Below are 21,637 nucleotides of genomic sequence, written 5' to 3'. Positions count from 1 at the left end.
AATGTTTAATTTTTACAGAAAAATAGCTTTAAAACCCGCAAGGCGCATCAATTGACGCAATCACGCCGCCGCCTAAGCAAACCTCCTCAATATAAAATACCGCTGACTGACCCGGAGTAACAGCGCGTTGTGGTTCATCAAATATCACACGAACCTCACTGCCGTCAGCATTGACCGCAAATACACGGCAGGCTTGGTCGGGCTGACGATAGCGAGATTTTGCCATACAGCGTAAGCCCTCTAAGCTAAAAATATCTGTAGGTGGCAGACCATCTGTCCAATCTAGCTTATAAGCATGCAGCTCATTGCTCAGCATCATGGGGTGCTCATGACCTTGACCGACGATAAGACGATTGTTATCTAAATCTTTTGCCAATACAAACCATGGTTCTTCGGGACGATCTTTCACACCGCCAATACCGATACCACCGCGCTGACCTAATGTATAGTACATCAGACCATCATGCGTACCAATATTAATGCCATCGTCAGTGACGATATCGCCTTTTTGTGCCGGCAAGTACTGCTGTAAAAAGTCTTTAAAACGGCGCTCACCAATAAAGCAGATGCCAGTCGAGTCTTTTTTATTGGCAGTAATCAAGTCATGTTCTTCAGCGATTTGACGAACGACTGGTTTTTCAAGCTCACCAACTGGGAACAGGGTTTTGGCAAGCTTGTCACCGCCAACCGCATGTAAAAAGTAGCTTTGGTCTTTATTGTTATCGAGCCCACGTAGTAATTGCGCTACCTCAATACCGTCATTATTCTTATAGTTCACACTGCGGCGGGTATAGTGACCAGTAGCGATATAATCAGCGCCAAGGGTTAAGGCGTAATCCAAAAATGCTTTGAACTTAATTTCTTTATTGCATAGGATATCTGGATTGGGCGTGCGTCCGGCTTTGTATTCTGCTAAAAAATGCTCAAAAACGCGATCCCAGTATTCCATGGCAAAGTTTGCGGTATGCAATTTTATGCCAATTTTGTCGCACACCGCTTGCGCGTCTGCCAAATCGTCCATAGCCGTACAGTACTCAGTACCGTCGTCTTCTTCCCAATTTTTCATAAACAGCCCTTCAACTACAAAGCCTGCCTGCTGAAGCAATACGGCAGAGACAGAAGAGTCGACACCACCTGACATCCCGACAATTACATGTTTAGTACTAGGATTGTCAATATAGGTAAGCGTTAGAGGGCGATGGGCGTCAAAAGCAGCAGAAACGGATATGCTTGAGGTGTTTGGCATGGCTGACATAAAGCGGCTCAACTATTTATACTTTGTCCAAGATTTATAATGGCACTGAAGATGAATGCAATAGCTACAATAGTAAGCTGAGCAAGTTTACAGTGCCGGTTTGTCTTTTGGATTGGGTATTATGATAAAATAAGCGTCATATTATACCAGTTAATTGAAACTGGTGGCGAGCTATGGCATCTTACTGGCTATAAAACCGCTTTAAAAATTTAGATAATGGTTTTCAATTATTCTAATCACCATTAATTTACTTGGAATGATAATGATAAAAATTGGTCAAGGCATTGATGTTCATGCTTTTCATAATAATGGTCAGCAGCAGCAATATGTGGTGCTGGCGGGTGTGCCTATTGAGCATACGCACAGCTTACTTGCGCACTCTGATGGTGATGTGGTGTTGCATGCACTTGCTGACGCTTTGCTTGGCGCATTGGCACTCGGCGATATCGGGCAACACTTTCCAGATACCGATGCGGCAAATGCTGGTTTAGATTCACGCGTACTGCTTCGTTATGTGTATGGCAAAGTTTTGGCCGCAGGTTATATGTTGGGTAATGCTGATATTACCGTAATGTGTGAACGTCCAAAACTCGCAGTACATAATTTAGCCATGCGCGCTAATATCGCTAGTGATTTGCAGACCGATGTGAGTAATATCAGTGTTAAGGCAACCACCACTGAAAAATTGGGCTTTACCGGTCGGCAAGAGGGCATTATGGCCAATGCCGTGGTATTATTGGTGCCGAATACGTCAGGCGTTTAATTCTCAATAGCATATCATTGCATCTAATGACTACTGACAGCTATTAAGAGTGCTTGTAATATGGCAATGATTGCCCCATGAAGCAGCCATATGACAAATTTAATGTTACCTGTCTTTTTTATAAATAGTTTTAATTAATAGGAGTTTTTATGAGTGAGCAAACCCCAAATACTGCTGCCAACGATATTGAACAACTGATTCGTAACCAAATCAAAGACAACAAAGTTATTCTGTATATGAAAGGCTCACCGCAGTTCCCACAGTGTGGTTTTTCTGCTAAAGCGATTGAAGTATTGACGCAAATTGGTCGCCCATTTGCCTTTGTAAATATCTTAGAAAATCCAGAAATTCGTGCAACGTTACCACAAATTGCCAATTGGCCAACCTTTCCACAGCTGTGGATTGATGGCGAGTTGATGGGTGGTTCTGATATTATTTTACAAATGTATCAATCAGGCGAGCTTAAGCCTTTGGTTGAAGCAAACAGTCCAGCTGCTTAATATCGACTGCACTTTATATCGATGTTTGATGTTTGAATATCTGAGTGGCATTAAAATGTTGATATATAAGTGACGTTCGAGTCTAAGTACCCAAATCCGAGTCGCCTTATTAAAGGTTGCTCGGATTTTTATTATTCAATGTTTATTGCTCGTAAGCTTGATTGTTTTTGTCGGTTTTATCCCCATATAAGCCTTAATATCACAGCCAAATACGCTAAATCAATAATAAGAGAGTTCTATGACTAATGAATTAAAAAACAGCCAAGCCACTCAAATACAAGAAGCTGAGCAGGCAGCCATTGAAAAACGTCGCGGGCATCTGAAAAGTGAATCATTACGTATTATTGATATTGCAGCCAGCGAGCCCTATTCAGCGCTGAAATGTATTCATCAGTTGAGTGTGGCGGGCGGCGCAACTGAAGCGACGTATGTGGCGATTGAGCAGCGTATTGTCGCTGATCAAGATGCTGCCGGTGCTTATCATCTGGCGTTATTGGCTCAAAATACACCAGACTTACCTATCGATGCGCGTCAGCTTATTGAGCTGGTCGTCAATAAAGGCGATAATGCTCAGCGTTTGGCATTGCTAAAAAACTTACCCTTGCCGCCCGTTGAGACGATTAAAGCATATATATTGGCGAGCGATGATGGCGATGCGATCGGGCAGATGAATGCCTACTTACAGATTAATCCAGAAGGCTATGGCAGCCAACATATGCTAGCGAGTGGGCAGGCGGATCGTATTGTGCCGCTAAGCCCTAACAAATAAACGTTGGGAATAATCATCGGCAAATGCTATCAACGTTAATCAAAACTTCTTAATCATTAATCTCAATAGTTTTTTTGTATAACGTTTTTTAAATGACAAAAAATTGTTATAATTAATGGTTATCTGTTCAGCTAATAGCGGCGCGCGCTCTATTCTAGTCGCTATCTCTTTTTTAAATTCGACTGACACTTATCTACCCAGTTCATGTTATTGAATAATAGCCTGTCGCTAAGCATAGCGTGATCAGTCAAGTGAGGCATTACATGCAATACCCAAAAAATTACGACGTGGTAGTGATCGGTGGCGGCCATGCTGGCACAGAAGCTGCTTTGGCGGCCGCACGTATGGGCGCGCAAACCTTACTGTTGACGCATAATATTGAAACGCTGGGGCAGATGAGCTGTAACCCGGCGATTGGTGGCATTGGTAAATCACATCTGGTGCGCGAAATCGATGCGCTAGGCGGCGCGATGGCATTGGCGACGGACAAATCAGGTATTCAGTTTCGAGTACTTAACAGCCGTAAAGGCGCTGCGGTTCGAGCCACGCGTGCGCAAGCAGATCGCATTCTTTATAAAGCCGCTATTCGTCATACGTTAGAGAATCAGCCGAACCTTGATATCTTCCAACAAGCAGCCGATGACATTCTAGTTGAAAACGGTCGTGCGACGGCGGTTGTGACTGCTACTGGTATTATTTTTAATACGCAAACGGTAGTATTAACCTCAGGTACCTTTTTAGGCGGGGTTATTCATATTGGTCTTGAGAGCTCAAAAGGCGGTCGCGCAGGCGATCAGCCTTCTATTAAGCTTGCTGATCGTTTACGTGAGCTAAAACTACCTGTTGGTCGTCTAAAGACAGGTACGCCCGCGCGTATTGATGCGCGTAGTGTTGATTTTAGTGTGATGGCGGTACAGCCGGGTGATACTCCGCTACCGGTCATGAGTTATATGGGCGATGTGTCCATGCATCCTGAGCAGGTGAATTGCTACATCACCCATACCAATGCGCGCACCCATGACATTATTCGTGAAAATTTAGACCGCTCACCGATGTTCTCTGGCAAAATCGAAGGGGTCGGTCCGCGTTATTGTCCATCTATTGAAGACAAAATCCATCGCTTTGCCGATAAAGACAGCCATCAGATCTTTATTGAGCCAGAAGGCTTGACCACCCATGAGCTGTATCCGAATGGTATTTCAACCAGCTTGCCGTTTGATGTGCAGTTAGAGTTTATCCATAGTATGAAGGGTCTTGAGAATGCACACATCACCCGTCCAGGCTATGCGATTGAATATGATTATTTTGATCCGCAAAACCTAAAACCAACGCTTGAAACCAAATCGATTGATCGCTTGTACTTTGCCGGACAAATCAATGGTACGACCGGTTATGAAGAAGCCGGTGTGCAAGGTTTGCTGGCTGGCACCAATGCGGCACTGGTTACCTGTGAAAACAGTGAGTTTGACGTCTGGACGCCGCGCCGTGATGAAGCTTATCTTGGTGTGCTTGTCGATGATTTGATTACGCATGGTACGACCGAACCTTATCGCATGTTTACCAGTCGCGCCGAGTATCGTTTGCTTTTGCGTGAAGACAATGCTGACCAACGTTTGACTGAAACCGGTCGTAAGCTTGGCTTGGTTGATGATGTGCGTTGGCAAGCGTATGAAGAAAAAATGGAAGCCATTGCCTCCGAGACTTCGCGTCTCAAAGATATTTGGGCGACGCCTATCAATGCGTTAGGTGCACAAGTCACTGCGCAAACAGGAGAGGTACTGTCCAAAGAATCGACGGCTTATGATTTGCTTAAACGTCCGCAAATACATTTTAATGATATTGCAGCGATTACAGGCTCAGAGGTCGATAGTCAAGTGGGTGAACAGATTGAAATCTCTGTCAAATACGCAGGCTACATTGATCGTCAGCAAGAAGATATCGATCAGATGAAGCGTCTAGAGAATACAGCGCTACCAATGGATTTTGATTATAGTGTGGTATCTGGGCTGTCCAATGAGATTGTTCAAAAACTTGCGCAAGTCCGTCCGTCAACGTTGGCACAAGCTGGACGTATCAGTGGTGTCACACCGGCTGCTATCCAGCTACTGGCAATGACAGTCAAGAAACAGAAGAAAGTACAAGCAGCATTGAATGCGTCATAGTGTGAAAGATAAAAGCGACAAGGTAAGATGAAAAAATAACGTATCAAAAAATATCAAATTCAAGCCTAAAACGTATAAACAACCCATAATGAGAAATTATTATGGGTTTTTTTGCCAAAACATCATAGTCGTTAAAAGAAAGTGGCACACTGGCTTGTCTTGGTTGTTGTTTTTTATTTATACTGGCTCTACGAAATACAGCTCTACGAAATACAGCTCTACGAATTATCAACCCTATTGTTATTACCTACATCTGTTATTTCCTACATCGTTTTTACTAATTTACCACGCTATTGTCCATATTATGATGGGCTTGTCACCGAATTGAGCCTATTTATGATTGATGCCATTATTTTTGCTATGACCATCGTCTTGCCCAACCTTGCCTTAATGTGGTTGGGTTTTTTTATGAAAAGACGGGGTGAGGCGGATCAGGTGTTTGTCGATCAGGCCTCTAGTTTCGTTTTTAACTACTGTTTGCCATGTCTGCTATTTTTTAGTGTGGTCGATAGTGATGTTGATTATGCGAAGCAAGTGGTATTGATAGTCGCTGGTATTGTGGTGACCTTTATTTTGTTTATTGGCTCTGAGCTCTATGCCAAGCATTTTATCAGTGACCCTGCTAATCAAGGAGTTTTTGTACAAGGTATTTTTCGCAGCAATATGGCGATTATTGGACTTGCGACCGTTGCTAACGCTTATGGTACGAGCGGCTTGAGTATTGGCGCGGTATACATGGGCGTGGTCACGATACTGTTCAATATCCTAGCGGTGATTACGCTAAGCCGAGTATCTAAAAGTTCGGAAGATACTTGGCTCAGTCGTAGTACCATGATTATCAAAAAGCTATTCACAAATCCGCTTATCATTGCGCTCGTCGCAGCATTTACCTATAAAGCGTTGCCACTACCACCGCTTGCAGGTGTGATTCATATCACCGGTGGGTTATTGGCAGCAGTTGCTTTACCGCTTGCACTGATTTGTGCAGGTGCCAGTATTAATTTGAAGTCGATGTTGCATCCTTCTGGACTTTCTATGCAGGCAAGCATTGGACGCATTGTTATTGCACCATTGGTCGCTATAGCGGTTGGTTTTGCTTTTGGCTTAACGGGTGTACATATGGGCGTACTGTTTTTGATGGTTGCGTCGCCAACGGCAGCCGCAAGCTATGTGATGGCAAAAGCGATGGGTGGTAATGATATTTTAGCGGCCAATATTTTGGCATTTACCACGGTGGTTGGTATGTTTGGTATGGCGATTGGCGCCGCGATATTGCGCGCTATGGGGTTGATTTAAGAATATTATAAACGAATAAATGGGGTTCTTATAATGCAATGGTGAAATCAACAGACAGTTACTAAGAATTTATCAAACCCTGATCTAATAACCTCCCAATCTTAATAGAAGGGGAGGTTTTTCAATATTATGCAAGCGTTGCTGTTGGTTGTAAATCAAACAAATTAAGCTCAGAGACAAGCTCAAGCGAGCGCATACGTGCTGCTTGGTCATAAACGTTTGCTGTCACAATCAGCTCATCTGGCTGATAGGTAGCAAGAAACGTCGCAAGCTTTGGTTTGACGGTTTCAACAGAGCCGATAAAGGATACCGACAACGCACTATCCACCATCATTTTCTCAGCAGCGTTCCAGATACTATCCATATCATGAGTAGGCTTTGGCATTTGACCTGTTTCACCACGGCGTAAACGCACAAAACTCTGCTGGGCTGAAGTAAAGTGATACTGCGCCGTCGCATCATCATCAGCAAGCAATAAATTTGCCGCTAGCATGACATAAGGCTTATCTAAATAGGCCGATGGTCTAAATTGCTCACGATAAGCTGTAATGGCTTGTCCAAGCATTTGCGGTGCAAAGTGCGAGGCAAACACATATGGCAATCCTAAGTGCGCTGCTAAGGTCGCACCAAAAAGAGACGAACCTAATATCCAAATAGGAATGTTAGATTTTGCACCCGGAAATGCCTGTACTGGGCTATCATCTGTGCCATTCCCCAAAAAGTACATCAACTCTTGCACATCTTGTGGAAAGCGATCGGCATCTTGCATCTGACGACGTAATGCTTGAAAAGTTGCACCATCTGTACCGGGCGCACGACCCAACCCCAAATCTATGCGGTCGCCATATAATGCTTGCAAAGTACCAAACTGCTCTGCGATAACAAGCGGTGCATGATTGGGCAGCATGACGCCGCCTGCGCCAATACGTATACGCTTGGTCTGAGCACCAATATGCGACAGTAGTACCGACGTCGCTGCACTAGCGATACCGGGCATATTATGATGCTCTGCCATCCAGTAACGGTTTAAGCCAGATTTTTCAGCTTGCTGCGCGGTTTCAACCGTTTGGGCAATGCCTTCAGCAATAGTTTTACCCTCAGGAACAGGGGCTAAATCTAAGAAAGATAAGGGAATAGGGTTACTCATAAATCATCCAATAAAGTTATTAATTATTTTCTCTTGATATGCTCATTATTAATATCGATTTCAAGTCGCGTTACTGAGTAGTAATAATTCATAACAAATTAGCGTGAGCTGCTTTTAAGCACTCTAATGGATAAATAAACCGAGGTTGATTGTTGGTATTTCATAAAAAAAGCAGATGACATGGGTCGCCTGTTTTTTCGTTAAAAGTACCCCGTTTTAAAAAGCGCAACGCTTTTAAAACGAGGTAAGGTTAATAAAGCAAAAGCTAGGTATATAAACTGCTCTTATTCACTTAGCAAGCTTATAGGCCATGACATAATCACCAATGGTTGTACCCACTGAACCATGTCCACCAGCAACCAATACTACCATTTGCTCACCTTTAGAGTTCAAGTAAGTCATAGGCGTGGCTTGACCACCTGCTGGAATACGCACATTCCATAGTACATCACCATTTTTCAAATCATAAGCGCGGAAGTTGTTTTCGGTCGCCGCTGATAAGAGTGCGACGCCACCTTTAGTGATGATAGGTCCACCGATACCAGGGACACCTAACTCCAATTTTAATGGAATAGGAGATAAGTCTTGTACGGTACCATTTTTGCGTTGATAAGCAATCTCGCCTGTGGCCAAATCAGCACCTGCTATCGTGCCCCATGGTGGCTGCTGACAAGGTACGCCAAGCGGTGATAAAAACGGTCCCATTTCTACCGCATAATCTGCGCCTTCATTGGCATTCACACCTTGCTCACCTTTATTGGTTTCAACATCACCAAGTGTTTCTTTGGGAATGAGTTTTGAGGTAAAGGCAAGGTAAGTTGGCATACCAAACATCACGCCATTTTCAGGATCGACGGCGATTCCGCCCCAGTTAAAGGTACCAAAGTTACCAGGATAGACTATGCTGCCATTCGTTGATGGTGGTGTATAACGACCATCATAATTAAGCTGGTTAAATTCAATCCGGCACATCATCTGATCAATCAGGCTGGCACCCCACATGTCTTTTTCTTTCAACATTGGTGGCTCAAAACTCAAACCAGAATAAGGCTGAGTGGGTGCGGCGTGTTCACCTGCAATGAGATAGCCTTGCGGTGCATCACGTTCTTTGATTGGTACAATAGGCTCGCCTGTTGCGCGGTTCAAGACATAGACATCACCTTGTTTGGTCGGTACAACCAAAGCAGGTTGGACGCCATCAGCTGTATCTAAGTCAAGCAACGTTGGCTGAGCAGGTGTATCCATATCCCAAAGATCATGATGGACAAACTGCTGTACCCAGCGCGCTTCGCCTGTATTAATATCTAACGCGACAACAGAGGTTGCATATTTTTCTTCAGCAGCGTTTCGGTAGCTGCCCAGCTGATCTGGCGTGCGGTTACCCATAGGGAAGTAAACCAAACCAAGCTCTTCATCAGCACTAGCGATCGCCCATGAATTTGGCGAGCTGGTTTTGTACGTCTGAGTAGGATCATTGACATCAAAAGGCGCGGTGTTGTCAGGGTCGCCTGAATCCCAGTTCCACAATAGCTCACCAGTATTGACATCATAAGCACGGATAACACCAGAAGGTGAATTTACATCATAGTTGTCATTGACGGCCCCTGCCACAACAATCGTATTGCCTACCACTATCGGAGGCGACGTCGAATAGTAGTAGCCCGCCTGTGTAAATGGCATATTGTGCATCAAATCTAATGCGCCATCTTCACCAAAATCTTGACAGCGTTGCCCAGTATTTGGATCGAGTGCATATAGTTTGGCATCAGAAGTTGGGATAAATATCTTAGCATCGCATTGCTTAGATGCATTTTCAAAGGTATTACCAGCAATTTTTTGCACTATCATATCGCTGGTTGCAGCGGGTTGATTGCTGACAGCTGCATTGCTAATGGTACTGCTTGTCTCATTATTAGCCACTGGAGGAGTGCTATCCGTGCCAGACTGACCAGCATAGTAAGACACACCTCGACAGGTTTGGTGTTGGCGTTGTAGGTTTTTTTCTACTTTTGGATCAAACTTCCATAGTGTCTCACCAGAGTCAGCATCTAGTGCCATTACCCAGTTATGAGGCGTACATAAGTACAGCGCATTGCCGATTTTTAACGGCGTTGCCTGATAAGTGGTCTCGCCAACATCGTTAGGGCCTTTAACATCACCCGTTTGAATTTGCCAAGCCAGCTCTAAATCTTTGACATTATCAGTGGTGATTTGAGTCAAAGGAGAGTAGCGTTGGCCATAGTCAGTACGGCCATATGCGCTCCATTCGCCATCTGGTGTTTGTTCGCCAGTTGATAATGAATCGCCAAGATTTGTAGAGGTGTCTTTATCAGAGGCACTTAAATCAAGTTCACCTAACTTGTCCGTGGCGTTGTTTGCTAAGCTCCCAAAAGAAAGGAGTGCACCTACAACCACACTAGCGAGCAACCCCCAATAATAAAGAGGATTCTTTTTAACCGTGTTTGGAGTTATTGCACTATTAGCAGTGCTTGTCGCTACTTGAGCGCGCTGCCCGCGCATCTTATTAGATACCCACGGCAATAACATTAATAGACCAAAGATCAATGGGAAGCCAACACGAGGTGCCAGTGCCCACCAATAAAAGCCGGACTCCCAAAGAGCCCAAGCAATAGTCGCTACTATAAAAATAGCGTAGAGCCCGTAAGCACTCCAATGTTTTTTGAACAATAAAAATGCTGTCGCTAGCATGACAATGCCAGCAAAGAGATAGTATGGACTACCGCCTAAAGAGAGCAGATAAGCGCCACCGATAAGCAAGGGGGCGGCAAAAACTGCCATAATGATCGCTACGAATTTTTCCATGAGCGGTACCACCTGTTTACATAAGAGCAAATGAACATGCAGTGATCGACACCCAGTAATAATTAGATGTGTAGGCGTCCAGCAGTACATGCATTATAAAAAATAAATCAAACGTTGGATAACGTTTCAGACTCTATTCTATCACTTATGCATAATTTCGGTAAAGGTGGGGTAGGTTCAGATTAGCTGTTTGGTAGGGGTGTTTTAGTTGTTGAATTGTTTTTGACACAGCTCCATAAAGGCTCGACCATACTGACGAATTTCTGCGTCATCACGTACTGCCATCCAACTGGTAAAGCGCCCAAAATGGTCGACCGGAATGGCCGTTAGATTCTGATAATGGCTTGGCTCAAATGCCATTTCGGCAATAATGCCAATCCCCAAACCTAAGCCTACATAAGTACTAATCACATCGGCATCAAGAGCAGCCAGTACGATATCTGGCTCAAGACCGGCGTCACTAAAGGTTTTGTCAATGGCGCCGCGCCCCGTAAAGCCGCCGTGATAAGTCACAATTGGATAGCTAGCCAGGGTCGGTAAATCAATAGATTCCAGTCCTGCAAGTTCATGATCGCTTGGTACGATGACGCGATGCGTCCAGTCATAATAGCGGTAGCAGCGTAGATAGTTGTTATGTAGCAAGGACTCGGTGGCAATGCCAATATCGGCCTGCCCACGTATCACCATCTGTGCGATGGTTTCAGGATCTGCCTGTTGTAGGATGAGATTAACCTTAGGAAAGCGCTCTTTAAACTCTTTCACGACTTCTGGTAATACATAACGTGCCTGAGTATGAGTCGTGGCAATCGTCAATGTACCCACATTTGGATTGTTAAAGTCGAGGCTGAGATTTTCAATCGTACGAATTTCAGCAAAGATAGACTCAATATGCGGCATGAGCGCAGTGCCCATTGTCGTAAGTCCAGTTAATCGTTTGCCTTGGCGCACAAATACTTCAGTTTTGAGCTGATTCTCAAGCGCAGCAATATGCTTTGATAGACTTGATTGGCTGGTGTGCAGTACTGTGGCTGCCTGACTTAAGTTATAGCCGTTGATGACTGTATGCCACACTGTCTCTAACTGCTTAAGCTGAATTTGCAGATGCCGCTGATTGACCACTACGTCGATTGCCATAAGTTAATCCCATCATATAAAGAGTCAGTCGTCTTTATAAAAGTTAAAACGCCCAAAAAACATAACAAGGCTGTAGTGTAAAACAAAGCTATTATTCTTGTATATAATAAATAGGTATCTATTTATACATATATAGAATATAGATAAATCGTTCAGATAATAAGTCAAATAAAAATCTAATATGAATAAACCAAAAAAAGTAGAGGGTGGTTTATAGTTGAGAAAGGTTAAGATACATGAGATTACGAAGTTGGGATATGGGGTACAGTACCTATCTCCAATCAGGTGGTTATTGCAAAAATATCTAGTCAATTTGGGCGTTCTCAAGTACCATAATTTAATTTTGCAGCAAATGTCATTTTCTTTGTACAGAGCTAGGCGATTTTTTGTCCCTTTTTATCCTGATAGTCTCGATGGCATACTGCCAGTAGATAAGGTTTTTGGATAAAAGGTAGCGCACTGTCGTATTTTTTGTCTAAATTTTTGGTGAGTTGTTATGTCTGCTGTCCAACCTATTCCGCCCAATCCTCCCATTGCCAAGAAGTCATTTGGCGAATCTTTGCAGGCTTATCTTGATCGGCGTTCGATTATCATGCTGTTTCTAGGCTTTGTCGCCGGCATTCCTATTTTACTGATTTTCTCTAGCTTATCGTTATGGCTACGTGAGGCAGGGATTGATCGTAGCGTAGTGACGATGTTTAGCTGGGCTGCGCTTGGTTATGCCTTTAAGTTTATTTGGGCACCACTGATTGATGCGGTGCCATTGCCGATATTAACCAAGCTCTTAGGTCGGAGGCGTAGCTGGATATTGGTTTCACAGGTGATGATTATTGCGGCCATTTGTATTATGGCGAGTGTCAACCCAGCGAATGAAGGTAGCTTAGTTCTGATGGCAGTGGGTGCAGTACTGCTTGGCTTTTCATCAGCGACGCAAGATATCGTTATTGATGCGTATCGTATTGAGTTGGCACCGCCAAGTCTACAGGCGGTATTGTCTGCCATGTATGTGACCGGTTACCGCATCGGGATGATCGTCGCTGGTGCTGGGGCGTTATATTTAGCCGATTATTTTGGTTCTACCGAGAGCTTTTATAGCTATGAGGCTTGGCGCAATACTTACTGGATTATGGCAGCGGTCATGGGTATTGGGGTTATTACAACCTTAGTGATTCATGAGCCGATTAGACAACAAGTGGTCGTTGAGCGTAAAACGTCAGAATATACGCGTCTGGTATTGGTATTTGCTATATCAGTCATAGGTTTTGTATTGGTATTTGCTAATGCGGGCTTGGTCTTACCTGAGACAGAAAGTGTGTTCGCAGGCTTCTTAATCGAAGTGGTGCGTATGGTATCGAGCTTGGCAGCGGCTTTAGCTATCGGTTACGGCTTAGTAAAAGCCAACCTTGTAGAGCAAGAGTTTGCTAAGACCACATGGATTGAGCCTATTGCTGATTTTTTCCGCCGTTACGGTAAAAAGGCGTTATTATTATTAGCGCTGATTGGTCTTTACCGCATCTCCGATATTGTGGCAGGGGTTATCTCTAACGTCTTCTATCAAGACATGGCATTTACTAAAATTGACATTGCTAACGCCGTTAAACTGGTGGGCGTTGTTATGGCGATTGCCGGTGGCTTTTTAGGTGGCCTATTAGCACAAAAAATGCGTATCATGCGCGCAATGATGGTTGGAGCAGTCCTTGCTTGCGTGACCAACTTATTATTTATTCTGCTGACATACCATCCTGGGAGCTTGCCGTATATGTATTTGGCAGTAATCCTTGATAACCTTGCTGCTGGTCTTGCCAGTGCCGTATTTATTGCCTTTTTATCTGCCTTAACATCTATTCGCTTTACGGCCGTACAGTATTCGATATTTTCATCACTGATGACATTACTACCAAAAGTGGTGGGCGGTTACTCAGGCACTATCGTTGACAGCACCAGTTATCAGTTTTTCTTTATGTTCACCTTTTTGATTGGCATTCCTATTTTAGCGCTGATTTATTATGTTGATAAATATATCGTCATTGGTGACAACGATGATATTTACGATGATGGCAGTAATAGTGGCAGTAATAAAGGTGTCGAATTAACCAAAGCAAATTCTAATTTGGCCAACACTAATAAGCCACCGCGTGCGTCAGAATAGGGCGCAGGTTCTAAAAATAAAACAGATATAATTATTAAGAGTCAGTTATGACAGCGCAAAAAGCAGCAGACGTAACAGTATGGCAAATCAAACAGCAAGCGGAAAAAGCGGCTACAGATGCCGCTATTCCGCAGTTTTGGATAACTGATTGGCTGTTATATGTCATTGATAAACCCGCGCTATTTTTAATAACTGATGATAACTATCAGCTAAGTGATAGTGAGACTGAGCGATTTAATGCTGGTATGACTAAGATGCAGCAAGGTACACCATTGGCTTATTTAACGGGCACACAGGCGTTTTGGTCGCTTGATTTTACCGTTAATGAACATACCTTGATTCCCAGACCCGATACTGAAGTTTTGGTTGAAACAGTGTTAGATTGGATAAAAAGTCAACCATTTAGTACAACGCCAACGTTAAAGTCAATGCGATTGCTAGATTTGGGAACCGGTTCTGGTTGTATTGCCATTAGCCTGGCTCACGAGTTAAAGCTGGCTGATACGTTAAAACAAGTAAGCTGGCAAGTCGTTGCTGTTGATTTCTCGCTAGAGGCGCTAAAAATTGCGCAGCATAATGCTGTCAGTAATGCTGTTGAAGTGACGTTTGTCCATAGTAGCTGGTATGACGAATTGCCTACTCAAGATGAGCAGTTATTTGATGTGATTGTCTCTAACCCGCCTTACATTGATGAAGCGGATGAGCATTTAGCAGGTTTGTTAGCAGAGCCTATCAGTGCTTTGAGTGCCCCAAATCATGGCTTGGCTGATATTGAACATATTGTCTATTATGCACCACAATATCTAAAAGTAGGCGGGCTGCTAGCGATTGAGCATGGTTATGATCAAGGGCAGGCTGTGCGCCAATTATTTGCGGACAATCACTTCGATAATATACGAACGATTAAAGATTTTGGCGGAAACGATAGAATGACGCTTGGGCAGTTTAATAAACATTCGCTTTAATCTTAAGTAATGGTTATAAATATGAATGAGCTTGTAGAAACAGAGATGTTATTAGATGATGAGCTGCTGCGTTATGCAAGGCAGATATTGCTCGATGGCTGGGATATCGATGCGCAGCTACGTTTAAAATCATCACGTATCGTCATAATAGGCGCAGGGGGGCTTGGCTGTCCGGCTTCTGAAACCTTAGTGCGAGCAGGATTGGGGTACGTTCATCTGATTGATGACGATGAAATTGAAGCCAGTAACTTACAACGGCAAACACTATTTTTACCTGATGATATCGGTAAGCCTAAAGCGCTGACAGCGGCGCAAATGTTGATGCGTATCAATCCTTTGATAACGGCTCGCGGTACGGTGTCGCGTTTGAGCGAAGACAATGCTTATGAGTTACTTGATATGGCAACTGGCAAGCCTGACTTACTCTTAGACTGTACCGATAATTTTGCTACTCGTGATATTATCAATCGTATCAGTGTGCGTTATCAGATTCCATTATTATCGGCATCTGCTATTGCGATGCAAGGGCAATTGGCACTGTTTGAACCACAGCTAAGTACCGGCTGCTATCATTGTGTGTTTGGTTCAGTGGTACTTGATGCGGCGGCTGACGAGCGTACTTGTGCCAATTCGGGGGTGCTTGCCAGTACTACCGCTATTATGGGTAATCTACAAGCCAATGCCGCTCTGCAATATTTAGGTTTAACCAAAAATCCACTGAAGAATAAGCTGTTAATATGGGATGGTCGTCAGATGCAGCAGCGGCTGATGGGCTACCGAAAAGATACAGAGTGTCCTGTCTGCAATAGCCTTTCTTAATTTTATCGGTTGTCTTTTGAGCGTTATCATTACCCATCCTCACATATTCTTTATATAAGCACAGTTGTCTTTATGAAAATACATCGTCCGCATTTATTAAAGCATACCTTTAATGTCGTTAATCGTGTTCGTCAAACGGTGAGTATCGCTGGCCTGTCAGCGCTTAGAGTGGCAAAAGGCGAAAAACCTGATGCCATGCTACTAAAAGAAACATTTGAGCAATTGGGCACCACTTATATCAAAATAGGGCAGTTTATTGCCAGTACGCCGTCATTATTTCCCCGTGATTACGTGCAAGCGTTCCAGAGCTGTTTGGATCAAACCACACCGCTATCTTATGCTTATATTGAGCAAGTATTAAAAGAAGAGTTTGCGGTTAATGGTCTTACACTTGAAGAGACGTTTGCGTATATTGACTCACAGCCACTAGCGTCAGCCTCTATTGCCCAAGTCCATGCGGCGCGTTTGCATAATGGTGATGAAGTTGTGTTAAAAGTGCAGAAGCCTGATGTTGAGACCATCATGCAGACGGATTTAGGTGTATTGCATGGCGTGACTAAGTTGGTTGAGCTGTTGATGCCTTCGATGAGATTTGCCAGTATTGCGCCAATTATCGATGAGATTCGTCTGCGTATGCTTGCAGAGACAGACTTTATCGCTGAGGCGCAAAATATTCGCGATTTCCAGCAGTTTTTGGCGGTATCAGGCAATACACGCGTAGTAGCACCTAAGGTATATGAAGCGCACACTACCAAGCGTGTGTTGACCATGAGTCGCTTATACGGTGTCTCTATGGTAGATGAGTCTCTGATGCGTCAGTATTGTACTGATCCTGCGCAAGTAATGGCAGATACACTAAATACGTGGTTTGCAAGCCTTATGCTGTGTAATAGCTTCCATGCAGATTTGCATGCGGGTAATTTAATGCTATTAACCGATGGACGTATCGGATTTTTAGATTTTGGTATTGTCGGCAAATTAAAGGCTGAAAGCTGGCACGCTTGCATGGGCATGATGCAAGCGATGCAGGACAATGATTATTATGCGATGGCACGCCATATGATAGATATGGAGATGACCCATAGCAGCAATCAGGTTGATGTGGTGGCATTGGGTAATGATTTACAGCGTATGATGAAAACCATCATGGCAGAGGACAAAGCCTTTACCAGTGGTGTGCCTTTTAATACTAAAGAGCAGGCTGATGAGCTGAATACAATGATGTTAGAGATTGTTGAGGTCGGCAAGCGTCATGGTATTCATTTCCCGCGTGACTTTGCCTTATTAACCAAGCAGATGCTCTATTTTGACCGCTTTATGCGTACGCTTGCGCCTGATATGGATATGTTTAGTGATCAGCGCGTGCAGATGCTAGGAAAAGCTGAGATAAATGATCAAGAAAATCATCCAATACTCAATGTCCTATAGAATTAAATATAGTCGATTCCAAATAAAGTAGATACATCATGTTTTGACGCGGCACTGGTATAAATTTTTCTGGCGTGCTGTGCCTGCGCAGACAGAGGCTGCAAAAAATTCATTCCAGTCCCGCTGTATCGTTTTTATACTGGGCTTACTATACCAGACATAATGCTTTTTTAATCACTCGTTTATAATTACTTTTGACTGTTCTAACAAAAAGGATTTGTGTGCTTTTTGCCACAAAATGGCTCTGTCATGATGACTGCTCTCAAAAGCCGTGCTGCTATTATTATCACCAATGAAACGGCGATTGCGTTGATTGGTATGTATTGTCTGGCAGTGGTAATAGGGTTTGGGCGCTTCTTATTTACAGCCACTTTACCTGATATTATGCTGCAATTGTCGCTATCAACGACCATTGCAGGTTGGCTTGCTTCAATCAACTATATCGGCTATTTTATTGGCGCGCTTATCGCGATGTTTGTGCCGCAGCGTTTAACATGGCACATGCTAATCTTATGGACGATAGTCAGTGTCATTACTACCATGCTGTTGGTCGTGCCAAATATGTCATTAAATTTATGGTATGTTATTCGGCTGTTATCAGGTATCGCAAGTGGTGTGGCAATGATTTTAAGCTCATCTTTGGTGATTCAAAGCCTTAGTCATGAGCGCCGTTCGGTGCTATCGGCAGTACATTATGCGGGTATCGGTGTCGGTATCAGTGCCTCGGCCATACTGACGTGGTGGTTACTGACGCTTGGCTATCATTTCGATGTGATTTGGCTAGTCGCTGGAATGATTGGTTTGCCCGTTTTATGGCTGCTGTATGCCATACGCCCGTCTGCTATTAGTGCTTTGTCTGGCCCAACATCAGTAAGCTCAAAAACAGCGCAAAGCAATCAACACTCTTCACTATATCAAACCTATATTAATTTTAAGCACTCTTTATACGAGGCGCTGGCAGGTCATAGTAAGCCTATTGCCTTACTGTTGACCAGTTATGTGCTGGCAGGATTTGGTTATATCACGTCTGCGACTTTTTTGCCGGTGATGGTAGCTCAGCGCTTGACCACTCAAAATTCTGCTGGACTGTCTATTTGGTTGGTGGTAGGTATTTTTGCCATGCTCTCAAACCCGATTTGGGGCGCCCTTGCCAAGCGTATTGGTGAGGTTAAAACCTTAATGGGCTTGACATTATTGCAAGCGTTTGGCATGTATTTGCCTATAGGGATTGATGGCGCTATTGGCTTATATGGTAACGCCATGATTTTAGGATTGACCTTTGTCGGTATGGTCTCTATGACGCTGACACTTATTAAAAACATCAATCCCATTTATTCAAACCTACTCATGGGCCTGGCAACGTTGGCGTATGCGCTAGGGCAGTTCATAGGACCATTGGTGACGGTGGCGCTGGCTGGTAAAAATGATAATTTTAATGCAGGGTTATTGGCGGCGGCTATAGGACTGCTGATAGGACTGGTTTTGGTGTTCTTTTTCTGGCGTCAAACCACGCGGCTGCAACAAACAATCATTTAAGCGGATTACGTCACCATAATTACACCATACTTCGGCTAAATACTTCTCGCAGCTCAAAGCTGGTATGGACTTGTGCCACGCCTTCGATACGATTTAACCTATGTAATAAAAACTCCTCATAGTGTGCCATGTCACGTACGCGTACTTTAATTAAATAATCCTCCGTGCGACCAGTGACGATACTGCAGCTGATGACTTCATCAAAGCTTTTAACCTTCCGCTCAAACTGCTCAAAACGGTCAGCCGTGTGACGGTCCATACTGATAGCAATAAACACTGCCAAGGGATAGCCAAGTTTTTGGACATCGGTTTGGGTATGATAACCGGTGATAATACCCCTATCTTCTAAACGTTTAACACGGCGCGCGCAAGGGGTTGCCGACAGATTAACACGCTCAGCAAGCTCAGTAATACTCATACGAGCATCGGTCTGCAATAAGCGTAATAGTCGTTTATCAGTGTCATCAATATCTGCAGCTAATAGATAATTAGAATGAGTATGTTGCATAACGAGTGCTTTTATTAGTGAATTAAACCAATTATAGTGATTAATCTGGATTATTTCACTAATAATATGCAAATATACTTGTTATAAAGCCGATATTCACCTTGTAAACTTTGTTATTATAATGGCATAAGTTAGTATTATCTCGTATGATAAAGCAGGATTTTGGTATTGATTGCCTCACTATAAATATAAACCTAATGCCATCTAAGGATTGATTATGTCTGACCAAGCAACACGCCCTGTAGTGACTCCAGCTGCAAAGAGCACACCAAAAAAAGCCGCTTTCGATTTCCGTAAATATCGTCCTTTTGCGTTTGCGCCTTTGTTGCCAGATCGCACATGGCCGAGCAAAACGCTTGAGAAATCACCGATATGGGCAAGTGTGGATCTGCGTGATGGCAATCAGGCATTGATTGATCCGATGACTATCGAGCAAAAAATGCGTTTTTTTGAAACCTTAGTAGACGTGGGTTTTAAAGAGATTGAAATAGGTTTTCCCTCAGCGGCGCAAGTAGAGTTTGATTTTGCTCGTAAATTGATTGAAGAAAATCATGTGCCTGATGACGTGACTTTGCAAGTGTTAGTGCAGGCACGTGAACATTTGATTGCTCGTACTTTTGAGTCATTAAAAGGCGCAACGCGTGCCATTGTTCACATTTATAACTCAACGTGCCGCATCCAACGCGAAAAAGTATATGGCAAAGATAAAGATGAAATCAAAGAGATTGCTATTACTGGTGCTAAATTATTGGTGAAATATGCGGCAAAATATCCAGAAACAGAATGGATATTCCAGTATTCACCAGAGAGCTTTAGTCAAACTGAGACTGAATATGCAGTAGAAGTCTGTGATGCCGTTTGTGATGTTTGGCAGCCTGAAAATGGTCAAGAGGTAATATTAAACTTACCTGCGACTGTTGAAGCGTCAATGCCCAATGTATTCGCTGACCAAGTCGAGTATTTTTGTCGCAACCTTGCCAAGCGTGAGCATGTGACTATTAGCTTGCATACGCATAATGACCGTGGCTGCGCGGTTGCCGCTGCTGAGCTTGGTGTACTTGCTGGCGCAGATCGTATCGAGGGTACCTTACTTGGTAACGGCGAACGTACTGGCAATATGGATATTATGGTCATGGCGATGAACTTGTTTAGCCAAGGTATCGATCCAGAGCTTGATTTTAGTAACATGAGCGAGATTGTGCAAGTCGTTAGCGAATGTAATAACTTACCCTTACATCCACGTCATCCTTATGTGGGTGAGCTGGTGTTTACTGCCTTTAGTGGCTCACATCAAGACGCGATCAAAAAGTGCCTTGACTATAATGAGAAACATGTCGAGCAGACTGAAAACATCTGGGATGTAGCCTATTTGCCAATTGATCCGGCGCATATCGGTCGCAGTTATCAAGATGTGGTACGTATCAATAGTCAATCTGGCAAAGGTGGGGTTGCTTATATCTTGCAGCGCAATTATGGCTTTAACTTACCACGTTGGATGCAAATTGACTTTAGTGGTGTGGTACAAAAACAAGCTGAAACAGCGGCTCGTGAATTGCAAAATGATGAAATTTTACAAACCTTTGAAGATACCTATCTACAGCAAGGCAGTTTTGAGCTTTTAGATTATACGGTCAATAATAAAAGTGGCGAGGTCTACTTTGATGGTCAAGTGCAGATGAATGGCGACACCATTACTATTGAGGGTAAAGGTAATGGTCCATTATCTTCCTTTATCGATGGATTAGCGCAGCACACGGGCAAAGCAATACATGTCATCAACTACGCTGAGCACGTGATCAATCCGCAGCACAATAGTGGAAATGGTATCGACGATGATAATAATAGCGATAATAAAACCAATGCCAATGCGGCGGCTTATATCCAGCTAAATGTAGATGGTGAAGTATATTCAGGTATTGGTACTTGTAGCAGTACCGTATCAGCCATGCTGAAAGGCGCATTATCAGCTTTTGCTCAAGCAGTCAGTACCGCTGCTGCTTAATATATAAGTACTCCAGAAGTTTAAATATTTAGGCATATAAGTTTAATATTCTATAAATATAACGTCATGACTCATTGCGATAAGCAAATGAGAGCCATGGCGTTATTTTTTTAATGTTTAAAACTAAGTTGGCAATTTTACTGAAGTGTGCTTATCACTGAGGGGTTAAAGCTTAATCTTAATATAGTTGAAATACTTTAAAGTCGCTACCGTATTGCTGGTGTAAATTTTTTGCAGCCTCTGTCTGCGTAGGCACAGCAAGCAAGAAAAATTTGCACCAGTAGTAGGTGTTGTATCGATATTACTTTTCACCGACTATAGCATAATGTTACTTGTGTTTTCGGTGACTAAGACTTACGCTAATGTACATAGTATTCATTA

General features: G+C 43.4%; 16 protein-coding genes. 11 read left to right on the top strand and 5 right to left on the bottom strand.

Translation table 11 applies throughout. From position 1 onward, the window contains the following. Window positions 1-28: 28 nt before the first annotated feature. A complete protein-coding gene (mnmA, locus tag PSYC_RS06460; RefSeq protein ID WP_011280516.1) occupies window positions 29-1,255 on the bottom strand; it encodes a tRNA 2-thiouridine(34) synthase MnmA in 1,227 nt (408 codons plus the stop codon). Between the two features lie 256 nt (window positions 1,256-1,511). Between mnmA and ispF the strand changes: the two genes are divergently transcribed. From ispF to PSYC_RS06435, 5 genes are all read left to right on the top strand, one after another. Further along, window positions 1,512-2,018 (top strand): 2-C-methyl-D-erythritol 2,4-cyclodiphosphate synthase, encoded by a 507-nt coding sequence (gene ispF, locus PSYC_RS06455; RefSeq protein ID WP_011280515.1) that lies wholly within the window; start codon window positions 1,512-1,514, stop codon window positions 2,016-2,018. A 149-nt stretch (window positions 2,019-2,167) separates the two neighbouring features. Next, on the top strand, window positions 2,168-2,518 hold the full coding sequence (gene grxD / locus PSYC_RS06450; protein ID WP_011280514.1) for a Grx4 family monothiol glutaredoxin: 351 nt from the start codon (window positions 2,168-2,170) through the stop codon (window positions 2,516-2,518). 238 nt (window positions 2,519-2,756) lie between these two features. Then, window positions 2,757-3,287, top strand: coding sequence for a hypothetical protein (locus tag PSYC_RS06445; RefSeq protein WP_011280513.1), 531 nt, complete (start codon window positions 2,757-2,759; stop codon window positions 3,285-3,287). Between the two features lie 263 nt (window positions 3,288-3,550). After that, entirely contained in the window at window positions 3,551-5,449 is a 1,899-nt protein-coding gene (gene mnmG / locus PSYC_RS06440) for a tRNA uridine-5-carboxymethylaminomethyl(34) synthesis enzyme MnmG (protein ID WP_011280512.1), read from the top strand. 336 nt (window positions 5,450-5,785) lie between these two features. After that, window positions 5,786-6,745 carry an AEC family transporter gene (locus tag PSYC_RS06435; RefSeq protein WP_041757678.1) on the top strand — a complete coding sequence of 320 codons (960 nt, stop codon included), beginning with the start codon at window positions 5,786-5,788 and terminating at the stop codon, window positions 6,743-6,745. Between the two features lie 127 nt (window positions 6,746-6,872). Here PSYC_RS06435 and PSYC_RS06430 read toward each other — a convergent pair whose 3' ends face one another. The 3 genes from PSYC_RS06430 to PSYC_RS06420 all read right to left on the bottom strand — a co-directional run bounded on the left by PSYC_RS06430 (window position 6,873) and on the right by PSYC_RS06420 (window position 11,849). After that, window positions 6,873-7,892 (bottom strand): LLM class flavin-dependent oxidoreductase, encoded by a 1,020-nt coding sequence (locus PSYC_RS06430; RefSeq protein ID WP_011280510.1) that lies wholly within the window; start codon window positions 7,890-7,892, stop codon window positions 6,873-6,875. Window positions 7,893-8,180: 288 nt separating this feature from the next. Then, complete coding sequence (locus PSYC_RS06425; protein WP_011280509.1) at window positions 8,181-10,715, bottom strand: membrane-bound PQQ-dependent dehydrogenase, glucose/quinate/shikimate family; 2,535 nt, start codon at window positions 10,713-10,715, stop codon at window positions 8,181-8,183. A gap of 204 nt (window positions 10,716-10,919) precedes the next feature. Next, window positions 10,920-11,849: a LysR substrate-binding domain-containing protein gene (locus PSYC_RS06420; protein WP_011280508.1), complete on the bottom strand. Its 930-nt coding sequence runs from the start codon at window positions 11,847-11,849 to the stop codon at window positions 10,920-10,922. 496 nt (window positions 11,850-12,345) lie between these two features. Here PSYC_RS06420 and PSYC_RS06415 point away from each other — a divergent pair, with 496 nt between their 5' ends. The 5 genes from PSYC_RS06415 (at window position 12,346) to PSYC_RS06395 (ending at window position 18,746) form a co-directional block, all read left to right on the top strand. Further along, window positions 12,346-13,998, top strand: a complete 1,653-nt coding sequence (locus PSYC_RS06415; protein WP_011280507.1) for an AmpG family muropeptide MFS transporter — start codon at window positions 12,346-12,348, stop codon at window positions 13,996-13,998. A 47-nt stretch (window positions 13,999-14,045) separates the two neighbouring features. Continuing rightward, window positions 14,046-14,963: a peptide chain release factor N(5)-glutamine methyltransferase gene (gene prmC / locus PSYC_RS06410; RefSeq protein ID WP_011280506.1), complete on the top strand. Its 918-nt coding sequence runs from the start codon at window positions 14,046-14,048 to the stop codon at window positions 14,961-14,963. Between the two features lie 21 nt (window positions 14,964-14,984). Then, the gene (locus PSYC_RS06405) at window positions 14,985-15,782 is read left to right on the top strand and encodes a HesA/MoeB/ThiF family protein (protein WP_041757676.1); all 798 of its coding nucleotides are present in this window, start codon (window positions 14,985-14,987) and stop codon (window positions 15,780-15,782) included. Between the two features lie 72 nt (window positions 15,783-15,854). After that, window positions 15,855-17,210: an ABC1 kinase family protein gene (locus PSYC_RS06400; protein WP_011280504.1), complete on the top strand. Its 1,356-nt coding sequence runs from the start codon at window positions 15,855-15,857 to the stop codon at window positions 17,208-17,210. Window positions 17,211-17,459: 249 nt separating this feature from the next. Next, window positions 17,460-18,746, top strand: a complete 1,287-nt coding sequence (locus PSYC_RS06395) for a YbfB/YjiJ family MFS transporter (RefSeq protein WP_011280503.1) — start codon at window positions 17,460-17,462, stop codon at window positions 18,744-18,746. Window positions 18,747-18,765: 19 nt separating this feature from the next. Here the strand turns inward: PSYC_RS06395 and PSYC_RS06390 are convergent, their stop codons facing one another. Beyond that, window positions 18,766-19,254 carry an Lrp/AsnC family transcriptional regulator gene (locus PSYC_RS06390; protein ID WP_011280502.1) on the bottom strand — a complete coding sequence of 163 codons (489 nt, stop codon included), beginning with the start codon at window positions 19,252-19,254 and terminating at the stop codon, window positions 18,766-18,768. 217 nt (window positions 19,255-19,471) lie between these two features. Between PSYC_RS06390 and leuA the strand changes: the two genes are divergently transcribed. Continuing rightward, window positions 19,472-21,256, top strand: coding sequence for a 2-isopropylmalate synthase (gene leuA, locus PSYC_RS06385; RefSeq protein ID WP_011280501.1), 1,785 nt, complete (start codon window positions 19,472-19,474; stop codon window positions 21,254-21,256). The last annotated feature ends 381 nt before the right edge of the window (window positions 21,257-21,637 follow it).

This window comes from Psychrobacter arcticus 273-4 (assembly GCF_000012305.1).
GTDB lineage: Bacteria > Pseudomonadota > Gammaproteobacteria > Pseudomonadales > Moraxellaceae > Psychrobacter > Psychrobacter arcticus.
This window is presented reverse-complemented; position numbering and strand designations above follow the sequence as displayed.